This is a genomic window from Alcaligenes sp. EGD-AK7 (assembly GCF_000465875.3).
GTDB lineage: Bacteria > Pseudomonadota > Gammaproteobacteria > Burkholderiales > Burkholderiaceae_B > Alcaligenes > Alcaligenes phenolicus.
Genome location: NZ_AVOG02000023.1, coordinates 365234 through 388295, shown reverse-complemented (window position 1 = coordinate 388295; position 23062 = coordinate 365234). Strand labels below are relative to the sequence as shown.

Annotated in this window: 20 protein-coding genes; 9 read left to right on the top strand and 11 right to left on the bottom strand. The window is 59.0% G+C overall.

Going from position 1 to position 23062, the window contains the following annotated elements; translation table 11 throughout:
• Positions 1 to 50 precede the first annotated feature (50 nt).
• The 6 genes from N879_RS12730 to N879_RS12705 all read right to left on the bottom strand — a co-directional run bounded on the left by N879_RS12730 (position 51) and on the right by N879_RS12705 (position 6089).
• On the bottom strand, positions 51 to 1067 hold the full coding sequence (locus tag N879_RS12730) for a 3-hydroxybutyryl-CoA dehydrogenase (RefSeq protein ID WP_009462832.1): 1017 nt from the start codon (positions 1065 to 1067) through the stop codon (positions 51 to 53).
• On the bottom strand, positions 1067 to 2149 hold the full coding sequence (locus N879_RS12725; protein ID WP_009462830.1) for an NAD/NADP-dependent octopine/nopaline dehydrogenase family protein: 1083 nt from the start codon (positions 2147 to 2149) through the stop codon (positions 1067 to 1069). The genes N879_RS12730 and N879_RS12725 overlap by 1 nt, the downstream gene beginning before the upstream one ends.
• A gap of 164 nt (positions 2150 to 2313) precedes the next feature.
• Positions 2314 to 3093, bottom strand: coding sequence for an alpha/beta hydrolase (locus N879_RS12720; RefSeq protein WP_009462823.1), 780 nt, complete (start codon positions 3091 to 3093; stop codon positions 2314 to 2316).
• A 6-nt stretch (positions 3094 to 3099) separates the two neighbouring features.
• Positions 3100 to 4233: an ABC transporter substrate-binding protein gene (locus N879_RS12715; RefSeq protein WP_009462821.1), complete on the bottom strand. Its 1134-nt coding sequence runs from the start codon at positions 4231 to 4233 to the stop codon at positions 3100 to 3102.
• A 14-nt stretch (positions 4234 to 4247) separates the two neighbouring features.
• The gene (locus tag N879_RS12710) at positions 4248 to 5033 is read right to left on the bottom strand and encodes an ABC transporter ATP-binding protein (protein ID WP_021447071.1); all 786 of its coding nucleotides are present in this window, start codon (positions 5031 to 5033) and stop codon (positions 4248 to 4250) included.
• 3 nt (positions 5034 to 5036) lie between these two features.
• A complete protein-coding gene (locus N879_RS12705; RefSeq protein WP_021447070.1) occupies positions 5037 to 6089 on the bottom strand; it encodes a FecCD family ABC transporter permease in 1053 nt (350 codons plus the stop codon).
• An 83-nt stretch (positions 6090 to 6172) separates the two neighbouring features.
• Between N879_RS12705 and N879_RS12700 the strand changes: the two genes are divergently transcribed.
• From N879_RS12700 to N879_RS12690, 3 genes are all read left to right on the top strand, one after another.
• Positions 6173 to 6928, top strand: a complete 756-nt coding sequence (locus N879_RS12700) for an alpha/beta hydrolase (RefSeq protein WP_009462809.1) — start codon at positions 6173 to 6175, stop codon at positions 6926 to 6928.
• A 157-nt stretch (positions 6929 to 7085) separates the two neighbouring features.
• Entirely contained in the window at positions 7086 to 10286 is a 3201-nt protein-coding gene (locus tag N879_RS20670) for an SUV3 family DEAD/DEAH box RNA helicase (RefSeq protein WP_021447069.1), read from the top strand.
• Positions 10287 to 10466: 180 nt separating this feature from the next.
• Positions 10467 to 11660, top strand: coding sequence for a multidrug effflux MFS transporter (locus N879_RS12690; protein ID WP_021447068.1), 1194 nt, complete (start codon positions 10467 to 10469; stop codon positions 11658 to 11660).
• A gap of 3 nt (positions 11661 to 11663) precedes the next feature.
• On the opposite strand, the gene N879_RS12685 is transcribed toward N879_RS12690, so the two are convergent.
• Positions 11664 to 12236 carry a DMT family transporter gene (locus tag N879_RS12685; RefSeq protein ID WP_009462791.1) on the bottom strand — a complete coding sequence of 191 codons (573 nt, stop codon included), beginning with the start codon at positions 12234 to 12236 and terminating at the stop codon, positions 11664 to 11666.
• A gap of 89 nt (positions 12237 to 12325) precedes the next feature.
• Between N879_RS12685 and N879_RS12680 the strand changes: the two genes are divergently transcribed.
• Together N879_RS12680 and N879_RS12675 are read left to right on the top strand one after the other, a co-directional pair.
• Positions 12326 to 13222, top strand: coding sequence for a LysR family transcriptional regulator (locus N879_RS12680; RefSeq protein WP_009462789.1), 897 nt, complete (start codon positions 12326 to 12328; stop codon positions 13220 to 13222).
• A gap of 169 nt (positions 13223 to 13391) precedes the next feature.
• Complete coding sequence (locus tag N879_RS12675; RefSeq protein ID WP_009462787.1) at positions 13392 to 14366, top strand: FecR family protein; 975 nt, start codon at positions 13392 to 13394, stop codon at positions 14364 to 14366.
• A gap of 35 nt (positions 14367 to 14401) precedes the next feature.
• On the opposite strand, the gene N879_RS12670 is transcribed toward N879_RS12675, so the two are convergent.
• The 3 genes from N879_RS12670 to N879_RS12660 all read right to left on the bottom strand — a co-directional run bounded on the left by N879_RS12670 (position 14402) and on the right by N879_RS12660 (position 17392).
• Positions 14402 to 15961 (bottom strand): TerC family protein, encoded by a 1560-nt coding sequence (locus N879_RS12670; protein ID WP_021447067.1) that lies wholly within the window; start codon positions 15959 to 15961, stop codon positions 14402 to 14404.
• A 71-nt stretch (positions 15962 to 16032) separates the two neighbouring features.
• Positions 16033 to 16383, bottom strand: a complete 351-nt coding sequence (locus tag N879_RS12665) for a hypothetical protein (protein WP_022983384.1) — start codon at positions 16381 to 16383, stop codon at positions 16033 to 16035.
• A 145-nt stretch (positions 16384 to 16528) separates the two neighbouring features.
• Positions 16529 to 17392 carry a pirin family protein gene (locus N879_RS12660; protein ID WP_021447066.1) on the bottom strand — a complete coding sequence of 288 codons (864 nt, stop codon included), beginning with the start codon at positions 17390 to 17392 and terminating at the stop codon, positions 16529 to 16531.
• Positions 17393 to 17582: 190 nt separating this feature from the next.
• Between N879_RS12660 and N879_RS12655 the strand changes: the two genes are divergently transcribed.
• The 4 genes from N879_RS12655 to N879_RS12640 are packed head-to-tail and all read left to right on the top strand — an operon-like array spanning position 17583 to position 22092.
• On the top strand, positions 17583 to 18320 hold the full coding sequence (locus N879_RS12655; RefSeq protein ID WP_009462777.1) for a sterol desaturase family protein: 738 nt from the start codon (positions 17583 to 17585) through the stop codon (positions 18318 to 18320).
• Complete coding sequence (locus tag N879_RS12650) at positions 18317 to 19231, top strand: fatty acid desaturase (protein ID WP_009462775.1); 915 nt, start codon at positions 18317 to 18319, stop codon at positions 19229 to 19231. Before N879_RS12655 ends, N879_RS12650 begins: the two co-directional genes overlap by 4 nt.
• A gap of 14 nt (positions 19232 to 19245) precedes the next feature.
• Complete coding sequence (locus N879_RS12645; RefSeq protein WP_009462773.1) at positions 19246 to 21156, top strand: beta-ketoacyl-ACP synthase III; 1911 nt, start codon at positions 19246 to 19248, stop codon at positions 21154 to 21156.
• Between the two features lie 3 nt (positions 21157 to 21159).
• Complete coding sequence (locus N879_RS12640; RefSeq protein WP_009462771.1) at positions 21160 to 22092, top strand: DUF6999 family protein; 933 nt, start codon at positions 21160 to 21162, stop codon at positions 22090 to 22092.
• 84 nt (positions 22093 to 22176) lie between these two features.
• On the opposite strand, the gene N879_RS12635 is transcribed toward N879_RS12640, so the two are convergent.
• Complete coding sequence (locus N879_RS12635; protein WP_009462769.1) at positions 22177 to 23019, bottom strand: branched-chain amino acid aminotransferase; 843 nt, start codon at positions 23017 to 23019, stop codon at positions 22177 to 22179.
• Between the last annotated feature and the right edge of the window lie 43 nt (positions 23020 to 23062).

Here is a 23062-nt window from a genome sequence, read left to right as displayed (position 1 = left end):
GCGCCCTCTTGGAGGGCAGCAAGACGAAGGCGCAGCGTGGGAGTCTTTTTTCATTCCTGTGTCTCCTTGGCAAGGTGTTCGGCGCGGGCAGGGGCCAGGCCGATGTGATCCAGCATTCCCAGTACGCGGGCCAGCACGTCGCGTCGATACGCTTGTTGCTGGTCCACCGGGTATTCGTGAAAGCCTTGTCCGCTGCGCAGACCGTTGCGTCCACTTTCCATATAACGGGTGATGATGTCGGGTACGGCGTAGCGTTCCGGGTCCAGGTTCTGCGACAGGTATTGCCCGGCGTGATACAGAATGTCGTTGCCGCCGTAGTCGATGAACTCCAGCACGCCGATGCTGGCAAAGCGGAAACCCAGGCCGTAGCGGGTGGCCTTATCAATATCGGCTGCGCTGGCTACGCCTTCCTCAACCATGCGAGCGGCCTCATTCATGATCAGGGTTTGCAGGCGTGGAACGATGAAACCGGGGTGGCAACCACAGACCACAGGCACTTTGCCGATGGATTCCAGATTGCTTTGCAGACGGCTCAAGGTCTGCTCGCTGGTGCCGGGGTGGGCACTGATTTCGACCAGTGGAATCAGGAATGCCGGGTTAAGCCAATGTGCGTTCAGGAAACGCTCCGGATGGCTCAACATGGGGGCCAGATCCGAGGCCAGCATGGTGGAAGTGGTGGAGGCGATCAGCGCATCGGGCCGGGCCAGTTCGCCGATACGTCCCAGGGCGTCGGTCTTGGCTTCTTGTGTTTCGGGCACGCCTTCATAAATCAGATCGGCCTGGCCCAGCACTTGCGCCGCTGCGCTCAAGGGGGCGACGCTGATGCAGGCCAGATGGTCGTCGATCTGTTCGGTGGCGAACATGCCCAGGTCGGCCAGTTGTTCCAGCGTGGCACGCAACTCCTGGCGTATTTCGGCTTCCAGACGGACACTATCAGCAGGCTGACGGGGTTTGAAATCCAGTAAGGTCACGGCTTGGCCGCGCAGCGCATAGGCCAGGGCGATGCCCCGCCCCATGCGACCTGCGCCCACCGCAACGATACGTTTGATCGGGGCGGGCGCGTTCATCAGGCTCTCCCGGCTTGCAGCATCTCTTGCAGTTGCTCGCGGCTCATCGTGTCCAGACCCAGGCTGGCCAGTGTGCGTTGGCCTTGGCGCAAATCTTCACCCACGATGGCACCGGCAATCGCCAGCAAGCCTTTGGTGACGGGAGCATCTACACCGGCCCAGTCGGCTACCGATGCAAAGAAGGCCAGACCCAGCATGGTGTCTTCACGCATGTAACGATGTTCGTGCAGGTCGATCTTCTCGCGCCAGTCGCCGCTTTTCACCAGCTTGGAGTGCGAGGAACGGTCGCCATACATCCACTGATCGTTTTCATAATGGTCGGACAGCGGGAAGTGCGGGGCACCGTAGCCCAGCGCTTCACGAATGCGCATGCGCTCATTGTCCAGTTGCGTGGTCACGGCACGGACCGAGGGCTGAGTGCCTTCGTTATGAATATCCCAGGCCGGAAAGTGCTCCAGCGGGCCGGCGTTCATCATGATCAGCGGTGGGTGGATAATGGGGCCGGCATTCATCAGGGCGCCGGACAGGGCATCTTCGCAGCGCTCCACGCTGGGGAACACTTTGCCAATCACCTCCAGGGCGTGGTCGGTATTGCGCGCGGGGTACACGCCGGTAGGCAGGCGGGTGGCGCGGGTGGTGATGTTGATCACGGTATCCCCATGTTTGCGGGCCAGCCAGGGCAGGGTGCCGGTTTCGGCCCAGCTGACATCGGCCTTGTTGCCGGTGTCGCGCACGATCTCGCTCATGATGAAGGAGCCAAAGGTGCCTGGGGGGAGAAATACGACCTGGCCGTCTGTCAGGTGCGGAGCCATGACGCGGGCAATATCGGTTTGTGCAATGGCGGGCGAAGGAATCAGTACCAGGTCGGCACCGGCGATGGCCTCGCCAATATCGGCGCAGACTTTGGCAATGGGGATTTCGCGCTCGCCTGCTTCGTCTTTCAAGGTCATGACTGGACGGTCCAGCAAGGGCTGCAACTGGGCCGTATCACGACGCCATAAACGGACCTCGTGGCCCTGTTCGCTCAAGTCTGCCGCTGCTGCGTAACAACCGTGCCCGCCACCTAATACCGCTACCTTCATGTTTGTCTCCAATCTCTTTTTTTGATTTCTATGCACTTGCATATAAATACAGACTAAAAGAAGTTGAGGCCTAAAACAAGAGGATGAATGGGGGGAGTTACCCTAGGGCGGGAAAACTTGGATATGAAGTGAAAAGGCGTGTCATGCGCGCCGGGAGAACACGGCTAAGCCGCGCCACAAGCCAGTTCCAGGGCACGCAAGGTGGCTTGTGCCAGAACGTGGCCGTGGCCGGCTCCGGGCAGAACATGCAGATTCGCCTGCATGCCTTGGGCTTGCAAGTGCGCTTGGAGTTTTTGCATGGTGGGCAGGGTAGGCACACCATTTTTGCGTCCTTCCGGGCCCGCTGCCTGAGCGCTAAGCGGATACCAGGCCTCGGAGGCACCGGCCAGAATATCTACCAGTACCGGCTTGTCTACCCGCTCCAGCAAGGTCCAGATCAGGGGATCACGCCACCACAAGGAAGGGCTGGCGCACAGGTAGTGCTGAATGGGCAGGCTTTGCCGGCTAAGGGCATACAGCACGAACAGGCCAGCGTAGGAGTGGCCGTACAGGCTGATGCGCGAACGGGTCAGCGCAGGCTCCATGCTTTGGGCCAAGGCTAGCGCCATACGCACTTGTTCGATCATGGCAGGAGCGCCACCCGCCTGCCATTGGGGGACGCGTGGGTCTTCCCATAGAGTGCCGTCCGGGCTGGGCGGGGTGTAATCCAGAGCGCGATAACGTGTGATCTGATCGCGCTCGCCTTGGTAACCCAGCGACAGAATCGCGCAGTGCTGCAAGGCGGGGTGGCCGCTTTCTTCCAGCAAGGGCAAGGTCCACTGACCATCGAGCAGGCACAGCAAAGGCAGGGGGCCGTGTTCTGGCTTGCTGTCTGGCAGGCGTAGCAAGACGTGATGGGGATGGCCGCCCGCAGGCGGCAGTTCCAGTGGAATCAGGCGTGACATGAAGGCTTAGGGGGCGGGCTTCAAATCAATCATGTAGGTGCCTTCCATCGGCACGGTCAGGAAGCGCTGGTTCACTTCTTCCAATGTCTTCAAGGCCGATACGCCCTGGAAACGGTCGGGGTGAATCCAGGCCGCCAGAGCTTCGATAAAGATCATGTGCAAAGGTGAATCGTTGAAGGCATGCCAGATGCCGTGGCTATTGCCGCTGCGCACGGCTGGCAGGGCTTGCAGACGATTGCCGTCAATAATGGCTTGCAGGCTTTTACGAGCCTGGTCTTCGTTGACGCCTGTGCCAATAGCCAATCCGCCGGAGGTGGTGCGCTTGCCTGCGCCGGTGCCCGTAGCCACATAGACCACAGGCGCGCGGGAATTGATGTATTCAAAATTCAGCTTGCCGGTGGAGCTTTTCAGGACATCCGCGCCAATATTGTGGCCGCCTGCATAGCTGATCATGTCGTTAAAGGTGCCTGCGCCGGGCGAGTTGCAGCAGTCCGTACTGCCTGCATGGGCATGCACAAAAACGGGTGGGTGATCTTCCTTGGGCAGATCGGCCAGTCGCTGGGCAACACCCTGCATGTGTTCTTCGTAGAACTGGATGAACTCGTCGGTGCGTTCTTTCTCACCCACGGCGTAGCCCAATGCGCGCAGGCTGGGTACGGTGTTCTCCAGCGGGTTCACAAAGAAGTCGATCACAATGACGGGCACTTTGGCGGCAGTCAGGCGCTGGATCAGGGCCGAGTCGCGTGTGTCCTGACCGGGAGTCAGGCCCGCAAAGGCAGCCGTCAGCACGACCAGATCCGGACGCAGGGCCAGGGCCTGTTCGATCGAGAAGGTATCTGCCGTATGGCGACCCACAATAGGGATACTGGCCAGTTGCGGGTAGCGCTTCAGATAGGTCTCGTACTCGTTGGAGAAGGAGGTTTTGAACTCGTCCGACCAGCCTGCAATCAGGTTTGCTGGCTCGGGGTGGACCAAAGCCAGTACCGGGAAGTGACGTGCCTGAGTCAGCACAATGCGTTTGGCGGGGCCAGGCAGGGTAACGGTACGACCCATGGCATCAGTAACTTCGATGGGCTGGGCCTGCACGCCCAAAGGCAAGAGCAAGGTCAGCGACAGCAGCAGGTGGCGCAGGATGTTCATGGGTTCTCCGAAGGTCACAGCACAGGCTCTTGCAGCCCGTCGATAATGATTTGCAAGGTGCCCTGCGAGCAGCTTTCCACGCGGGCACGGACGCCATAAGCCTGGGCCAGCGAGTTGGGGGTAATCACCTTGGCTGGCTCGCCTTGCGCTAGCAGACCACCGCCTTCAATCATCAGGGCATAGTCACTATGGCGCAGAGCCACGTTCAGGTCATGCAGCACGATCAGGGTGATTAGATTGTTGTCGTGGGTTTCCTGGGCCAGCAAGTCCATCACGTGGAATTGATAGTTCAGGTCCAGAGCCGACAAGGGTTCGTCCAGCAGCAGCAGGGTAGGCTTGCGTATCAGGGCTTGCGCCAGGCCCACCAGCTGTTTCTGACCGCCCGAAAGCTGGTCCAGATAGTGCATGGACAAGTGCGCAATGCCCAGGCGTTGCAGGATGTGCATGATGTGCTCATGATCCACATCGCGGGCGTGGCCACCAGGGGCCGAGGCATTGGCCGCCACCAGTACGGATTCAAACACACGCAGGTGGACCGAGGCGGGCAGGGATTGGGGCAGGTACACCACTTTTTGGGCGCGCTGCTCGAAGCTGACGCCGCTCAGCTCCTGACCGTCCAGCAGGATCTCGCCGGTGGTGGGCTTGAGCAGTCCCGCCAGGGACTTGAGCAGGGTGGATTTGCCGCTACCGTTGGGGCCCAGCAAAGCCACCAGTTGACCGGGCTGCAAAGGCTCGATGGTCAGCTTGGACAGAATTTCGCGTTTGCCGTAAGACAGGCTCAGATCGTGGACTTCAAGCATGGTTCACTTTATTTGGCGTCGCAGCACAACGCCCAGGAAGAAGGGCACACCCACCAGCGAGGTGACAATGCCGACCGGAATAATGATGCCGGGCACAATGTTTTTCGAGGCAATCGAGGCCAGAGACAGAATCACCCCACCCACCAAGGCACTGCCGGGCAGGTAGAAACGGTGGTCTTCACCAAATAGGCGGCGGGCAATATGCGGCGCAATCAGGCCCACAAAGCCGATGGTGCCCACAAAGGATACGGCCAGTGCGGCCAGCAAGCTGATACGCAGCAAGGACACCAGGCGCAGGCGTGAGACATTGATACCAAAGCTGGTGGCGCGGTCTTCACCCAGACGCAGGGCGGTCAGTTTCCAGGTATCACGCAGCGACAGCGGCAGAATCAGCGCAAACACCGCCAGCATGATGCCGACCTTGCCCCAGGAGGAGCGCGACAGGCTGCCCATGGTCCAGAACACCAGCCCTTGCAGGGCTTCGGCGCTGGCCACAAACTGCACCAGCGAAACCAGTGCATTGAAGGAGAACACCAGCGCAATGCCAAACAGCACCAGATTGGCGGTGCTCATGGCGCCCCAGCGGGCGACCGCGTCCAGCAGCATGGCGGACAGCAGGGCGAAAATAAAGGCATTGGCGGCAATGGTCCAGGCTTGCGGAATGCCGGGAATCGACAGGTCCAGCACAATGGCCAGGGACGCGCCAAACGCCGCTGCCGAGGAAATCCCCAAGGTAAAGGGGCTGGCCAGTGGGTTATTCAGAATGGTTTGCATTTCCGCACCGGACAGGCCGAGTGCCAAACCAATGGCCATGGCCATCAAGGCATAAGGCAGGCGGATTTCCCAGACGATCACGCGGGTGGTCGGGTCGGACTGTTCCGGGTTGAACAGCGCATGGCTCAGTTCTCCCAGGCTAAGACCCGAGGGCCCCAACATGAAGTCGGCCACAATCGAGGCCAGAATCACAAGAACCAGGGCCCCAACCAGGAGCCAGCGACGTCTGAGGATGTGTTGATAGTCGGCCAGCGCAGGAGCCGGAACAGCAGATGTGGACATTAAGTGTCTGAATGATAACCGTTTACATAGAAAGAAAGTATAGTTCATCAGCCGGGCTTTGGCGTCCTTACCGCGATTCTTTTATGCAGCTTGAACATTTGGATTTTCTTTCCCCATTGGGCCGACAGTATCGTCTGACTTTGGCCTGGCCGGACGTGCCAGCGCCTGCGCAGGGCTGGCCATTGCTGTGTGTGCTTGATCTACCGCAATTTGAAGCGGTGTTGGCCACCTTTGAAAAGCAGGCTCCACAAGCCTGTGCCGTGCTGGGGATAGGTTATGGCGCGGAGGTCTGGCGCGATCAGGACTTCACCCCCGCGCTCAATGGAGAAGCGGGCCACGCGCCAGATTTTCTGGCCATGATGCAGGACGTTTTCTTGCCCTGGGCCTACGCACAGGCGCCTTTGAATGCGCAGCGGCGTTTGCTCTGCGGCCATTCCCTGGGTGGCCTGTTTGCCTTGCATCTGCTGTATCAACAGCCAGAATTGTTCGATGCACTGGTGGTGTCCAGCCCCTCGGTCTGGTGGGGGGAGGGCTATCTGGCTCGACTGCTGGCCCAACCCTTGCCCAAAGCCGCTATGACGATGCCCGTACAGTTCTCCGTTGGCGAGTTCGAGCAAAGCCTGGGCCCGGCAGAAGAAGCCATGCCTGAGGACAAGCGCGAGCTGCGTCGTTTACGTTTGCAAGAGCGCCGCATGGTGGATGGCACCCGCGAACTGGCGCAGGCTTTGGCGCAGCAACAAGGTGGTGAGCCGCGTTTTCGCATCGTGCCGGGTTGTAATCACAGCCAGTCCGGTTTGGCTGCTTTGCCGCAAGCTTGTCTGGAATGGTTGGCTGAGTAGTCCTGTGTCTTCTTGCCCACAAAGACGTGCAGCACGGTGATTGCCTGTATCCTCTGAACGTCCCCGAGCAGACCCGTATAATGCTGCTCATGCTTGCTTGAACCGGCTTGTCTGCCTTTCTCGTTCTCTTCTTCCCGTATTTTCAGGTCCCCGCCCTATGGCTGCGCGTCGCGCTTCGTCTGTTTCCGATTCTCCCGTTCCCACTCAAGCGGGCTTGCTGCTCCATCCTCAATGGCTGGATTACCCTCGTCTGGAAGGTGTGGCTCGTCAGGTCGCCAAGAAAGCGCGTTTTCAGGACCGGGCAGGCATACGGCGCGTGTGGCTGAAAGCCTGGCGCTTGCCGCAGGACGCCGCCTTTTTCAATCAGATCATCGCTGCCGAACTGGGTTTGAAGGATGCGGACCAGCGTTTACAGTCCCAAGGTGTGCCCGAGGTCGTGATTCGTACCCTGCGCCTGCTGTATCAAATGAGCGTGGACAAGCTGGAAGCGGATATTTATGAAGCCTTGCGTGAGCAACTGCTTGAACAGCGCGCTCAATTGGCCGGAGCGATAGCCTCCCAGTCCTTGCCTTTAAGCGAGAACTGGCCCGAAGCCGAGCGCGGCCCGCGCTTGCAGGCTTTAGTGCAGGCCTGGCAGTCCATGCCTTTGGCGCAGACCTATTTGTGGCAGTTACAGGCCGAACAGCGCGATCGCGAGCAACGCAGTCAGCGCTGGGAGCAGGCCCAAAAAGAACGTGAACAAGCGCGTCAAAAAGAACAAAACGACAAACAGCGCAAGTTCAATCAGGCCCAGGAGCGTTTGACAGCCTGGCTGAAAGAGCAAGGTTGCGAGCCGCAACGCATCACCCTGGAGGCCTTCGAGGGCCTGCAAGCCGGGGAACCTGCCCATTGGTTCATGACCGTGTATGGCCGCAATGCCAGTGCCGCTGTCTTGACCCAGGAGTTCAAGCTGGATGCCGAGCAGCAGGAGTTTTTGCTGCAGGCTCAAGCCCAACGCCAGGAGCGTCAGAGAGAGCAACGACAGCAGCGTTGGGCTTGGGAGCAGGAGTGCATAGGGTCGGAAGAAACGATGGCCTTGCTGGGCATTACTCGTCAGGAATACGAGCTATGGCTGGCTGATCGCCGTTTGCCCAGTACCAAACTGGAAGTGCGTGGCGGAGCCGCTGGCGGCCGTGACCGTGTTGCCCATCACCCGGATTTATTGGCAGCGATTGATCAAAGCCAGATTGAGCAATGGCGCGAGCAATACGCCAGCACCTTGAGCAATCGTGAGCGTGCGCAGTACCAGCGAGCGGCTGACCGCGCCCGCACGCAATGGCGTCAGCAACAAGTGCTGAACCAGATCAAGAAGCAAGAAGCGTGCGATTACGAAATTGACCCGGAAGATCCCTTGCGCCTGTGGTGGCATAAGGACTTGTGGCTGGCGGTGAATGTGCCCGTAGCGGGCGAGCGTCAGCACTGGCGCGCCAATGTTCGTATGCAGGCCGCCGTGCCTTTGCCACGTACCGGCTCGGAGCTGGATCGATTGCCCGCTCGTGTTTCAGTCTTGTTCAACACGGCAGCTCAAAACCGTCTGTCCCAGCGTCTGGAAGATTCGCTGGATGCGTTTTTGCAAACCCAGCGCCCCCTGATTGATGGCTCGTCCTTTCTGGAACTGGCCAAAGCCTTGCGCATGGCTCTGGAAGAGGGCATCGAGCAAAAAGAAATCGAGGCCGGGGATTTTGAAAAGCGTCTGCTCAATGGCCCGGTGCGCCGCATTCTGGAAAGTGTGGAGCAGCAGCGCGCTCAAGATTTGATGCGCCTGGGCGACTTCCCGGAAATGTTCAGCCTGGCCCGTGGCATCCGCCGCCATCTGGTGTTCCGCTTGGGGCCGACCAATTCGGGCAAGACGCACGAGGCCCTGGAAGCCCTGATGGAAGCCCGATCCGGCGTATATCTGGCTCCGCTGCGACTGCTGGCCATGGAGGTGCGTGATCGTCTGATGAACGCGGGCATCCCCTGCAATCTGGTTACGGGCGAAGAGCGCGTGATGGTGCCCGGTGCCCAGCACACTGCCTGCACGGTCGAGATGATGGACCCCACGATGGAAGTGCGCGTGGCCGTCCTGGACGAGATTCAAATGTTGCAAGACGAGCAGCGCGGCTGGGCCTGGACTGCAGCTCTGGTCGGTGTTCCGGCCCGTACCCTGTTTGTCTGTGGTGATGCTTCCGTCCTGCGTCCGTGCGAGCGTCTGGTGCGTTCCATGGAAGAGACCATGGAGCTGGAATTTACCGAACGCAAAACCCCGCTGGAGGTCATGCCTTATCCGGTAGACCCGCCGCGAGCCACAGGCAAGCAAGGGCGTCAGGAAGCGCCGTGGCGGGGGCGCAAAGATCGTCAACGTGAAGCTCAGGGCGTGTCCAAAGGTGATGCGGTGGTGGCCTTCACCCGTAAGGATGTCCTAACGCTAAGTGCGCGTTACCGCGCCCAAGGCTGGAAAGTTGCCACCATTTATGGCGCGCTGGCTCCGGAAGTGCGCCGCACCGAGTCCGAGCGCTTTTCCCAAGGCGAGGCCGATGTGCTGGTAGCCACCGATGCGATTGGCATGGGCTTGAACCTGCCGATTCGCCGCGTCCTGTTCTCTACGGTTCACAAGTTTGACGGCCGCTCCATGCGAGCCTTGAACGCAACCGAAGTGCGCCAGATTGCCGGACGGGCAGGCCGCTATGGCTTGTACCCCAAAGGCTATGTGGGGGCGATGGACAAGCAGGATCTGAACCATATTCGTACCCAATTGCAAAGCGACGCCCCCAGCGTGGATTTGCGCTTGCCCATTGCACCCAGCCCCGAGCACGTGCAGGCGCTGGCCTCTTTACTGGATAACAACAATATCGGCGCTGTGCTGCAGTACTTTGCGCAGAAAGTGGCTTCCGATAGCCCCTTGTTTCAGACAGCGGGTTTGAAAGACGCCATCGAGCTGGGCTTTTGTGTAGACCGCCTGGCTCCCAAGCTGGATTTGCGCGAGAAGTTCACCTTTGCCTGCGCGCCGGTGTCCGTGGATAAGGATACGGAGCTGGATTACTTCAAGCGTTGCCTGTCTGCCTATGTGGCACAACGCCCCATGGCCTTGCCACCGGCGCCGTCCTGGCTGAAATCCGCCAGCCCCTCCCGCCTGGAAGACGCCGAATTGCTCAGCAAGCAGATCAGCCTCTATGCCTGGTTCAGCATGAAGTTCCCGCAAGTGTTTGACCAAGGCCCGTGGTTGCCGGAAGTGCGCTCCCTGGTCAGCCGCTTTATTGAGCGCAGCCTGCTGCATCAAAGCGGTTTCGGACAGACCAGCCGCGAGGCTTTTGGTACGCCGTCGCCGGGCAGACGCTGATCTTTTTTTCAGACAAGTGGCTACCGGGCCAGCTAGCATGAAAGCGGCTTGGCTCGATCCGCTTTATATCGTTTGATACACTGTGCACCGTGCGGATGTGTCCGTACGGTCCGGTTAAGGGGTACCATGCCCCTATCCCTGCGCTGATTCTGGCGCCCTCCCTGTTTTCCAAAGCTATCTATGAATTACCGCAAGCTGACCTTGGTGTTGGCGGCGTTGGCGATGCTGGGGCCTTTTGCTACCGATGCCTATCTGCCGTCATTTCACCGTATCGGTGTTGAATTTTCCGTTGACCAGTCAATGGTTCAGCAGACCTTAAGTCTGTATCTGTTTGGTTTTGCCTTCATGAGCCTGTTCTGGGGCATGTTGTCCGACAGCTTCGGGCGGCGTCCCGTGATTCTGGCCTCCCTGATTCTGTTCCTGATCGGGTCCGTGGGCTCGGCGCTGGCCCCCAGCTTTTCCTGGCTGTTGTTCTTCCGTTTGATCCAGGGCTGTTCGGCAGGTGCCGGGCGTGTCGTCGGTCAGGCCCTGGCGCGCGACTGTGTACAAGGGGTGCAAGCTCAGCGCTTGTTTGCCCACATCACGATGGTCTTCAGTCTGGCCCCGGCGCTTGCACCGGTCATGGGCGGCTATTTAAGTAGTTATTCGGGCTGGCGCTCGGTGTTCTGGATGCTGACGGTGCTCAGTATTGCCCTGATTGCGCTGTGCTGGCGGCAACTGCCTGAAACCTTGCCCCTGGCCTCGCGCCAGCCCTTGAAGCTGTGGGTGATTCTGGCTAATTACGCACGGGCCTTGAGCAATGGCCGCTTCGTGCTGGCGATCTCCGCCATTGCCTGTGCGTTTGGCGGCTTTGCCTTGTACATTTCGTCGGCGGCCAGCTTTGTGATTGATGTGCTGGGTCTGACAGAAACCGCCTTTGCCTGGCTGTTCCTGCCCTTCATTGGCGGTATGTTGGGTGGCTCCATCCTGAATGCCCGCTTTGCTGAAAAGCTGGCCCCGGCACGCATGATTCGTCTGGGCCTGTCCATCATGCTGGCTGGCGCGACCTTCAATACCGTGTACAACCTCCTGTTCCAGGCAGAAGTGCCGTGGGCCGTGATGCCTATTTTTGTGTACGCCTTTGGCATGTCCATGGCCTTGCCGGGCATGACGGTGGTGACCTTGGGCACCTTCCCCACCATGCGCGGCCTGGCTTCCTCGGTACAAAGTGCCTGGCAAATGCTTTTGTTCGCCACCGTTTCCGGTGTGGTGGCTCCGCTGCTGTTCGATAGCGGCTTGTTGTTGGCCTTGGGCATGTTGTCGGCGGCTGCCTTGTCGGCCGGGTTCTGGTGGTGCAGCCAGTTCCGTTCCAAATCGGCCGAGGCCTCCGCCTAAGCCCTATGAAGATCGGGTGCTGTTGTCAGCGCCAGCGCGTTGAGTCAGACTTGGATTGTTTTCCTGAGCGCCACTGTGATCTGCAGTGGCGCTTTTGCTTTCAGCCGCCGCAGCTACGGAAGGCGTAAACCATTGCACCAGGCCCATACCAGCCAAAATCAGCAGCACGCCTAGAATGCGTCCCATATGTACCGGGCGTGGTGTCAGACCCATCAAACCGTAGTGGTCGATCAGCATGGAGCTGAGCATTTGCCCGGCCACCACACAGACAATAAAGCTGGCGGCGCCCATGCGTGGCGTCAGAATCAGGGCGGCGCTGATGTAAATGACCCCGCCAACGCCACCCGTCCATACCCACCAGGGGGCATGCGCCAGTTGCGCGGTCAGGGGAGCGGGGGCGCGCATCAGCCAGATTGTGGGCAGCACCAGAGCCGCACTGATACAGAGCGACACCAGTGTGGCCCAGAGCGGATGCCCCAGGACCTTACCCAGAACGGCATTGCTGGCAGCTTGAAACGGCACGGCCGAACCGGCAAAGACAGCCACCAACATACTGAACAAAGCGGGACCGGGCATGAGCGTATCTCCATAAGAATCAAAGCTCTATCTTGCACTATTCGCAATTCTTATTGAAATTAATAGTGTGCACAGTCATTATTCGTTCTATGGATGAACTGCGCCGTATAGACCTGAATTTGATGCTGAGCCTGCATGCCTTGTTGACCGAGCAGCATGTGACGCGGGCTGCCCAGCGTCTGCATAAAAGCCAGCCTGCCGTCAGTCATGCCTTGGCTCATTTGCGCCAGGTGTTCAACGATCCTTTGTTGATACGACGCGGTTCCCGCTTGGAGCTGACCGCGTTGGCCTTGCAGTTGCAGCGACCTCTGGAGCAGGCTTTGCAGCAGCTCAATGGCCTGCTGGATGCGGGTGGCTTTGATCCAGCCAGTGAACAACGTGAATTTCGCTTGGCCATGTCGGATTACGGCGCGCAAATTGTCTTGCCACCGTTGATGCGCCGCCTGCGTCGTGACGCACCGGGTATTCGGCTGGCGGTCAGCCAGGCCAGCCGGGAAGCCATGCAGGGTCAGCTGCGGGATGGCGAGATTGATCTGGCCTTGAGCGTGTTCTCGGAAATTCCGGCCGGCTTGCAGGCGCAGACCTTGTTTGAGGAACACCTGATCTGCATTGCGGATCGGGCCAGTCTGAGCGGCGGGCAAGCCCCTGCTTTGGAAGAGTGGTTGCAGCGCCCGCATGTGTTGCTGGCCATGCGTCCGGGAGGGGAAAGTGAGGTCGACAACGTCCTGAATCGGCTCGGTCTTAAACGGCAGATTGCCTTGTCCTTGCCGCATTGGAGTGCGGCTGCCCAAGTCCTGGCGGGCACGGACCTGATTTTGACGGTGTCCAGCCGCAGTGCCGAGCACTTGCGCGAACAGGCTGAACTGGTGTTTTTCCAGCCTCCTCTGCCCATTCCCTCGGTCTTGTTTCAGCAAGTCTGGCATAGCCGTCGCCACGCGGACCCGGCTCATGTCTGGCTGCGCCAGCAGTTGATGCAGTGCTGTTAAAGCCCGTCTTTACTCTTTATGACGGGCTATGGCTTGACGATAGGGCCTGCAGTTTCCGACAATTTATGTTTACTTTTGAATTCTCGTTTTTATCCGTTTAAACGGCTGGATAAAACGTTTTGGATTGCGTTTGTCAGTCCCTGTGTAGTGCTTTTTGAATTGATTGTTGATGAACCCTGCTAATGCCTTGAATCTGGATGAAGACACCTTGCACAAGGAGGCACGAGCCTGGGTCAGCCGCCTGAAAACGTCCTCGCTGACCTCTCGTCAGGCTCGGGAGCTGCGCCGCTGGTGTGGGCGCAGTCCTTCTCATGCATCCGCTTTTGCGCACGCGCGCGAAATGTGGGATGCCATGCCCCAAGATCGTGAAGATTGGCTGCGCGAAGCCAAGTTGATGAAAAAACGTGGCCACCAGCCTTTTCGCCGCGCCCTGCTGGGCGGTTTGCTGCTGGGTGGTGGCCTGTATCTGGTCGCCAAGCCTCCTATGCAGTTGTGGCCTTCCTTGGCTGATTTGCGTGCTGACTATCGCACGGGTGCGGGCGAGCAGCGGCGCGTGCAGTTGCTGGACCATGTCTGGCTGGATATGAATACGCGCAGTCGCCTGAACGTCGGTGACGACCCGCATCTGGGTCGAATTGTGGCTTTGCTGGATGGGGAAGTGGAAGTGCGACAGTCCGAGCGCTCGGCCTCGGTGTGTACGGTGTTTGCGGGTGCTGGCTCCATTCAGACCTTTAATGGCCGTACCAATATCCGCTATCTGGATGGCAAAACCGAAGTCACCTGTTTGTCCGGCAGTGCGCAGGTGGATTTTGGTGGACAGGGATATCGGCTGGCGGCTGGTGAGCAGTTGGTGTATGGACGCCATGCGATCAGCTCGGTGCAGACAGTTGCGGCGGAGGACTTCCCGTCCTGGCGTCAGGGCCGTCTGACTTTTCATGAGCAGCCTTTGTCGCAGGTGCTGGCCGAGCTGAACCGCTATTGGTCAGGACATCTGATTTTGCGAGACGCCACGTTAGGCCCTGTCTTGGTCAGCTTTGCCGTCAGTCTGGATAATCTGCCTGAGGCGCTGGACATTTTGCAGCAGTTATATGGCGTGGCGGTGACGCGCTTGCCTGGCGGAATCGCTTTTTTAAACCGAGCCTGATTGAAAAAGGCCCGCTGTGAAGCGGGCCTTTTCTTTTACTCTTGTGTCTGCTCGGGTTCCTGCAAGCGGCTGACGTGTACCGTTGCAATACGACGTTGGCTGACTTCGGTAATCTCGAAGCGCAGGCCGTCTGCCTCAACGACCGTCCCTACCGTGGGCAGGGAGTCCAGACGCTCCAGCAAAAAGCCGGCCACGGAATTGAAGCTGCTGTCTTTCAAAAGCAGGTCGTCCGCTTCCACGGCTTGGGCCAGCAAGAGCAGGTCTATGCTGCCATCCACTTGCCACAGATTGGGGCCAATCTGCTGAATGGCGGGTTGTTCGTCCTCGTCGGGGAACTCGCCGGCAATGGCCTCCAGAATGTCGATGGGGGTCAGCAGGCCTTCAATCGCGCCGTACTCGTCCGTTACCAGCACGAACTGGCCATTGGACTGCTTCAACATGGCAATCGCACTGAGTACATCGGTGTGTTCGTGCACGATGATGGGCTCACGCAGATCCGGCCACAGTTTGACCTGCGGGTAGTCGTCCAGATCGGCCAGCAAATCCTTGGCGCGAGCCACACCCACCACCTGGTCCAGATCGCCCTGGCACACCGGCAAGAAGCTGTGCGGGGTAGAGCGCAGTTGCTGGCGCAAGGTATCGGCGGAGTCCTCGATATTGAGCCAGGTAATTTCCTGACGAGGCGTCATCAAGGAGCGAATCGGGCGTTCGGCCAGGCTGAGCACACCGCTGACCATATTGCGCTCTTCGGTGCGGAAAGCCTGCTCGTCCAGTTCCAGCTGACCCTCGTTGCCGTTGTCGTCCTTGTCTTCATTCTTGCGGTTGCTCAGCATGCGCAGTACGGCTTCCGCGGTACGGTCACGCAAAGGACGGCGTGACTGCGAGCGCTGCAGGCTGCGGCGGGCAATCTGGTTGAAGAACTCGATCAGGATGGAGAAACCAATGGCCGCGTACAGATAGCCCTTGGGGATCTTGAAACCCAGGCCTTCGGCGGTCAGCGTCAGACCAATCATCAGCAAGAAGCTCAAGCACAGCACCACCACGGTGGGGTGGTTGTTCACGAAGGTGGTCAGTGGCTTGGAGGCCCAGATCATCAGCGCAATCGAGATAATGACGGCTGCCATCATGACGGGCAGTTGATCCACCATCCCCACGGCAGTAATCACCGCGTCCAGCGAGAACACGGCATCCAGCACCACAATTTGGGCTACCACGACACCAAAGCTGGCATAGGCCTTGTTGGTGCTGGAGTGATGATCGCCACCTTCCAGACGCTCATGCAGTTCGCTGGTGGCCTTGAACAGCAGGAACAGACCGCCCAGCAGCAGGATCAGGTCGCGCCCGGAGAAGCTGAGCGGGCCAATGGAGAACAGTGGCGTGGTCAGGGTGACCAGCCAGGAGACGATAGTAAGCAGACCCAGGCGCATGATCAGCGCCAGCGACAGGCCGATCAGGCGAGCACGGTCGCGCTGATGCGGGGGAAGTTTATCGGCCAGAATCGCGATAAAGATCAGGTTGTCGATGCCGAGAACAATCTCCAGCACCACCAGAGTTAATAAGCCGACCCAGATGCTGGGATCGAGTAGCCATTCCATGATGTTGTCCTGTTAGACAGATAAATAAGTGCAAAAAAGCAAAGAAGCAGGGCGCCGCGGCGCGTCAGGCGTCAGACGCGGGGCGGGCGGTGCTCCGGGGCAAATTCGCAGCAAATTGCTGGCAGGCAATAGGTCGGACAAGCCGATGGCCAGGCATGCAGCCAGAAAGACTGAACCGGGCAGGGCAAGGGGGTATCCGCGTGATCGGCGTACTGTTGCATGGGCGTGTGCGCCAAAATGGCGCTGAGCTGATGCAGAGGATGATCGGCGGATGAGACACGGCGTTCCGCAGACTCGGCTGCATCGGATTCGTGTTGAGCGAATAAAGCCGATTGACCACCTTGCACGGTTGCGTGGTAGTGGGAGCTGTAAGCCTGCAGGGGAAGAATAAGAAGCAAGACGACGACGAACCAGCGTCTCATAGTGTCTAAGGGAAGTCGATGACGGTTCAGTATATCGTATGCGGGCTGGCTCAATGCAAGTGTGCTGTGATGATGGATGGTCAGGTCGGGGTGGCAGGGGCCGCCATCGGGGTGCGTGGCAGCTTGGAAATAGGAGAGGGAAAGCTCAGCCCAGGCAGCCAAACCGGCCCTGATCAAAGTCGGCAATTGCCTGGGTAATTTCCTGTTGTGTATTCATCACAAAAGAGCCGTAGGTCAAAACGGGCTCATCAATGGGCTCGCCGCCCAGCAACAGTAGCTGGGTGTCGCTTTGGGCGTTCAGCCGGATAGTCTGGCCTTCCAGGCTTAGCAACACGACCTGAGCGGGGCGCACTCGCGTTTGCTGGTTCACTTGTACTTCGCCGCGTCGCACCAGCAAGCTGGTGTTCCAGCCCTCGGGCACCTGAAAACAGGCTTGATGCCCGGCCTTGATCTGTATGTCCCACAACAGGAGCGGGCTGTGATGCCGGGCCGCGCCGGGCTGGTCCAGGTATTGCCCGGCAATCACTCGTATCTGTCCGGCCTGATCGGGCAGGGCCAGAACGGGAATGTCTGTGCTGGGCAGAGACTGTTGGCTGGGTGGCAGAGTTTTCGCACAAGCAGGCAGGTTGATCCATAGCTGCACCATTTCCCAAGTACCACCCTGACGGGCGAACGGCTCGGAGTGGCTGGCCTGATACAGCAGGCCGGAGGCCGCACTTAGCCATTGCACATCGCCCGGACCCAGAATGCCGCTATGACCGCTGGAGTCGCGATGCTCCAGCTCGCCCTGATACACCAGCGTGACGGTTTCAAAGCCGCGCTGCGGGGAGCCATGTACCTTGTGCCGACGGCTACGGGCCGGGTAGGGGGTGGGGGCGGCATAATTCAAGCGCAGAAAGGGGCTGTGCCGGTCCGCGTGGTCCTGATGGCTGAACAAGGTACGCGCCGCCAGGCCATCGTCACCCGCCAAAGAGGGGCATGGACTGAGGATGCTGACGACCTTTTTCATGGCATGGGTTCCGATTGAAAGCGCATACCCTCAAGGATAGGGGCGAAACCCCGCTATGATTAGCCCCCGCTATTGCAAAACTGTATTGCTTGGGCGGGCTGGACGAATGTGAGCAATTAGTAACCAAATTAACAAACGTAATCTTCCTGACCGCGCTAGCATTAGCGCACTTTGTTACGTAGAGAGTGGAATGGGGCAGGCTTTTCAGGCCTTGAGCGTCTGGCAGGTAATGGGCGTGGGCTTATTGTTCTTCGGCGGCATTTACGTGCTGTTTGCACTGGGCACCTTGGCGCTGACACATTGGCTTTTACCTGCCTTGGGTTGGGGACGCCCCCTGGACACGCGCCCCTTGCGCCCAGGCCAACTGCGCCGGGAACTGAAGCAATCCGGCACGGCCATTCTGATTTTTGGCACCGGCATGATTTTTCCCTGGGGTTTTTTGCAGCTAGGCTGGGCGCATTTGACGCCTGGTGCCAGCGCGACCCGTATTGTTCTGGAAATTCTGGCTTTGGTGATCTGGAACGACGTGCATTTCTGGATCAATCACCGTCTCTTGCATACCCGCTGGTTGCGCCGTTATCACGGCCCGCACCATTCTTCCGTTGTGGTGACGCCGTTCTCCACCTACAGTTTCCACCCGCTGGAGTCGATCATGCTGGGCAATGTGATTTTGCTGCCCATGGTCGTGCATGACTTCAGTTTCTGGTCGCTTTTGTCCGTGCCCTTGTTCAGCCTGTTTTTCAACAGTATCGGCCACTCCAATTACGACTTTTTCCCCCATGTCTCCAGCCGCCATTGGCTGGCGGCCAGCCGTCGTCACCAACGCCATCACGCGCAGTACAACGGCAATTACGGTTTTCAATTCAGCTTTATGGATCGCCTGTTTGGCACCCGCTTGCCCGATCGCCCCGAGGAGGCGCGGGGATGAGCGCTGCGTGGCGTTTGCGTCAGCCGCGCGATTGGCAAAGCCTGCTGTACCTGATTGCCTATCCTGTGCTGGTGGTCGCGCTTTGGCGGGGCGGCTTCTCCTGGATTCTGTACGGCTTGCTGCTGTTCCTGACGCTGGGCGTTGGCGTCATCAACCACAACCATCATCATCTGCGCATGTGGCGGGGGCGTATCCCCAATCGCTTGACGGATTTCTGGCTGACCTTGGTACAGGGCCACCCCGCTTGCGTGTTCTGGCCTGCGCATGGGCGCAATCACCATCGCTATAAACATGGTGAAAAAGATGTGGCCCGCACCTACCGTTTCTGGCGGGGCGATACCAACGACACGCTGGGCTGGTTGATGCACCCTTTTGAGGCCGTACCTGCGCTGTACCCCATGATTTTTGGCTGGCTGGGTAGCCTGCGCCGTCATTGGCCGGGCGTCTGGGCCTATTGCATGGCGCAGTACGGCGTGTGGCTGGGAAGCTGGGCGCTGGCCCTGGCGCTGGACCCGGTAAAAGGCTTTTTGTACGTGATCCTGCCGCAGCTGCACGGTTTGCACTGGCTGCTGACCACGAATTATCTGCAACATGCCCATGCTGATGGCAGTCATGAGGGCCGTCATGGCGAGCAGCTAGCCTATGCCCGCAATTTCGAGGGCCTGGTCAATCCCTTGCTTTTTAATATCGGCCTGCATGTGGCCCACCATGAGCATTCGCGTACGCACTGGTCCGAGCTGACCCGGCTGCACGACACCGAATACCGAGCCCGCACCCCGGACGCCTTGAACGAAGGGGGACTGGTGCCTTATATGCTGCGTGTTTTTGTGCTGGGCCTGTTCATGCCCCGCTACCGCAGTCAATCCTTGAACGCCGTGGGCCAGACGGAGCGTCGGCGTGATTCCGTGTAATCAGGAGTATTTCTATGCCCGTGGCCTTTGAGCACGTTGTTATCCATCAGGCCCAGTGGTTTATGCCCGGAGAGCCGGTCGATAACACCGCAATGGATAACTTTATTGCCCCCTTGAATCGTATTTCGGGGCGCATCAAGCAGCGCATTCTGGCCGAGAACGGTATTCAGCAGCGCTACTACGCCATTGGTGAAGATGGCAGCACGCGCTGGAGCAATAAGGCCATGGCCGCCAATGCCATCCGCAGTTGCCTGGAGCAGGCGGGTTTGGACATGGGCGATATCGGTCTGCTGGCCAGCGGCTCGTCGGGTGGTGATTTGTTGATGCCCGGTTTTGCCAACGCGATTCAGGGTGAACTGGCGGCTCCTCCGCTGGAAGTGCATTCCGTACACGGCATTTGTGCCGCGGGTGTCACGGCTTTGCAGACGGTTGCCCAAGGTATTGAGCTGGGGGCGCATCGTCATGGCATGGCCGTAGCCAGTGAAATGCCTTCGCGCCTGTTCCGCCGTTCGCGTTTTGCATCGCAAGATTATCAGGCAGACTTTGATGCGCATTTCTTGCGCTGGATGCTGTCCGATGGCGCGGGTGCGGCCTTGCTCAGCCATCAGGATCAGGTGCTGCCCACCACGCAGCCCGGTGTGCGTTTGCGCCTGCGCTGGATTCATCAGAAATCCTTCTCCGGTGACTATCCCGTTTGCATGCAGCTAGGTGCGGCACGCGATTCCACCCGCAGCCACCTGGATTACGACTCCTGGGCCGACGCCGAGCAGGCCGGTGCCTTGTCCTTGCGCCAGGACATTCGCCTGCTGCCGCACTTGTTCGACATCGGTATTCACGAATACGTAAAACTGGTGCGTGATGGCTGGGTAGACCCCGAGCGCATCAGCCACTTTCTGTGCCATTACTCCTCCGAAAAATTCATCCCCGTGGTGGCAGATTTGCTGGAACAGGCTGGCCTGGGCATTCCTGCCGAGCGCTGGTACAGCAATCTGCGCTGGCGCGGCAATACGGGCGCAGCGTCCATTCTGATCATGCTGGCCGAGTTCATGCGCGACCGGACCTTGACGCCCGGCGAGCAAATCCTGTGCTACGTGCCCGAGTCAGGCCGCTTCATGACGGCCTACATGCTGCTGGAAGTAGAAGCCTGCGATGCACCAGCCCCGGCTGTGTCTTACCCGTCTGCCAAACAGTCGGCTCCGGCCTCGGTGGATCAGGTGGATATTGCCCCTCCGCATGACCCGGCCACCGCCCCGCAAGGTTTGCGCGATCTGCTGACGCAATTGGCGCCCATCTGGCACGACTATCGCTCCCAAGTGTGGCGTACGCCCTTGCTGCGCAGCCTGCACGACGGTTCGATCCGCATGCAGGATTATCAAAAGTGGATGGCAGACTGGATTCCCCAGGTACGTGAAGGCGCCAAGTGGATGCGCGAAGCGTGCGATTCCCTGTCGCCCACCTATGCTCCGTTAGCCGAGCTGATTCGCTTGCACGCCGGCGAAGAACAGGACGACTTCAAGATTCTGTTCGAGGACTATCAGCATGCCGGTGGCACCGCGACCGAGATCGAGCAGCTGAGCCGTAATCCCGGCGGTCAGGCGCTGAACGCTTACTTGCATGCCCTGGCGGCCAGCCAGGACCCGATTGGTTTGCTGGGTGCGATTTACATTATTGAGGGCACCGGCCAGCGCATTGTTCCTGCCTTGTTACCGCTACTGAAATCCTCGCTGTCGCTCGAACCGAATATGTACCGTTTCCTGCACTACCATGGCATGAACGACGAGCATCACCTGGCCCGCTGGCTGGTGGCCGTTGAACTGGCTCTGGATTGTGATGAAACAGGCCGCGCCGAGCAGATTATTATTGAAACCGCGCGTCGTACCGCCGCCCTGTACCTGATGCAGTTCCAATACGCGAAAGAGTTTTAAGTCATGGATCAAATCCCGGATTTTTTAAGCAAGCCGCACGACCCGCAGGACCCCAATCCTTGGCGGGCCTTGTATCTGGATCGCAGCACGCCCCTGCCGGATGAAGTGAAGCAGGCCTGGCTAGCTGACTCCAGCTCGTCGTCACGCCAGTACCTGCTGCCATTCCTGCGGCCATTGGCGCGCCTGATGATTATTGTGATTCAGGTCGTTAAAACCTTTTTGCCGCGCAAATGGTCACATTCGGGGCTGTTGCATCGCATTCTGGTGTGGGGGCTGAAGCGCTTTGTCTCGCCACAGGCCAACTGGCTGATTCTGCGTCACTTCCATTTGGGATCACAGGTGCTGGCCTTTATCGCGGCCAATTCGCCCACCAAGGTGCCGACCACGCCGCTCACGCCCATGAACATCGACGAATTGCGTGATCACACCTTTGTGAAGCACGATTTGAATCTGTTCAATTTCGTGATCCGGCTCAATCAGACCTTGCGGGACAATAATCAGGAAATCGGCCCGCCGCAGCGCGTGGATTTCTCCATGATCCAGCCCGTGCCTTTGGCGCTGGACGATATGCCGCAAGGCTCGCTGAACAAGATGGATCTGCAAAGCGCCATCGAACTGTTCACGCCCCTGTACCAGTTGCTGCTGACTGATAATGACTTCTGGCGTGCGGCCAATTCCCTGCAGCTGGACGAGACCATCGGGATTTACGCGGCCAAGATTTTGCAGGCACCCGAGCATTTGATTCTGGTGAACAATGGTCACCCCTTGGTGCCCATGTCGACCTTGCGAGCAGGTTACCGCTTGGTGCTGCACGGTCTGTCTACAGAGATGCTGCATAGTTTGCTCAATCAGATGAAGCAGGCGCAAGCGCAGGCAGAGGGGGCTCAAACACCGGATTTGGGGCAGGGCGATAGTTCGGTTTCTGCCGAGATGTAAAAACAAAAACGGCTCAATAATGAGCCGTTCTTCTATTGGGCACATGGCCCATTTCCAACCATGCTGTTGGCTACTTTCTGAGACTTAGTTGCGCTTGGTATAGGCCATGTACAGCTCGTGAGCACGGGTTTCAATCGGGCCGTGGGCGTAGTGGCGATCGTCAATGCGATTGCAGTGCAGGACCTTGCCGTTATTGCCGGTGCTAAATACTTCATCGGCATCCAGTACGTCTTGTGGTGTCAGGCTGGCTTCACGTACTTCAATTCCGTCGTCGCGCAGCAGCTGCATGACACGCTGGCGGGTAATGCCGTTCAGGAAGGTGCCGTTCAGCGCCGGGGTCAGGGCAACGCCGTCACGCACAATCCACAGGTTGGCAACAGCAAACTCGGCCACTTTGCCCTTGGAGTCCAGCACGATGGCGTTGTCAAAACCGCGTGCGCTGGCATCACGCAAAATACGCTGGGTGTTGGGATACAGGCAGGAGGCTTTGGCATCGGTAGGAGCCATGGACGGATCAGGGCGCAGGAATTCGCTGAAGGTCGCGCTAAAGCCGCTGTCAGCAGGCAGTGGGGATTCAAAAATATGAATGGCCAGTTGGGTGGTGGCCGGGTCGGGCAACAAGAAGCCGCCGGGTGCGAAATACAGTAGCTTGATGTAGTAGTCCGTAGTGTGAGGCAGCTTTTTCAGGCCCTCGCGCACCAGGTCCACGGTTTGCTGCGGCGTCATCACCGGCTCCATGCCCAGGGTGAGGGCAGAACGGTTCAAGCGCTCGCAGTGCAGGTCCAGATCCGGAGTATGGCCTTGAATAGAACGGGCACCGTCAAAGACCGTGGTGGCCATCCAGAACGCATGGTCGGTCGCGCCAATCAAGGGTGCGCTGGTGCTATTCCATTGACCGTTGGACCACGTGATTTCATTTTTACTCATGGGGCTTTCCTCCTGGTTTTGTTGGGGCGTAGTGGCAATTTAT